The sequence below is a fragment of the Vogesella mureinivorans genome (assembly GCF_007644035.1).
Classification (GTDB): domain Bacteria; phylum Pseudomonadota; class Gammaproteobacteria; order Burkholderiales; family Chromobacteriaceae; genus Vogesella; species Vogesella mureinivorans.
In genome coordinates, this window is record NZ_VMTV02000556.1 from 1 (window position 1) to 264 (window position 264).

At 47.3% G+C, this 264-nt stretch carries 1 pseudogene; it reads left to right on the top strand.

Annotated elements, in window-relative coordinates:
- Window positions 1-264: pseudogene (gene gidA / locus FLQ44_RS14525) on the top strand (tRNA uridine-5-carboxymethylaminomethyl(34) synthesis enzyme MnmG); the annotation flags it as partial.

The window sequence follows — 264 nt, forward strand, 5'->3', positions numbered from 1 at the left end:
ATGATTATTTTCCCGCGTGAGCAAAGTTACATCGGCACCTTAGTTGACGATCTCTGTACCAAAGACTTGCGCGAACCTTACCGAATGCTCACGTCTCGATCTGAATACCGGCTGCTGTTGCGTTCAGATAATGCCGATCAACGTTTGACCCCGCTTGGACGAGAAATCGGTTTAATTGATGATCGCCGGTATTCCTTATTCACCCGCAAACAGCAAAATATTGCCGCTGAAAAGCAACGGCTGGAAACAACGCGGATTAAAGAG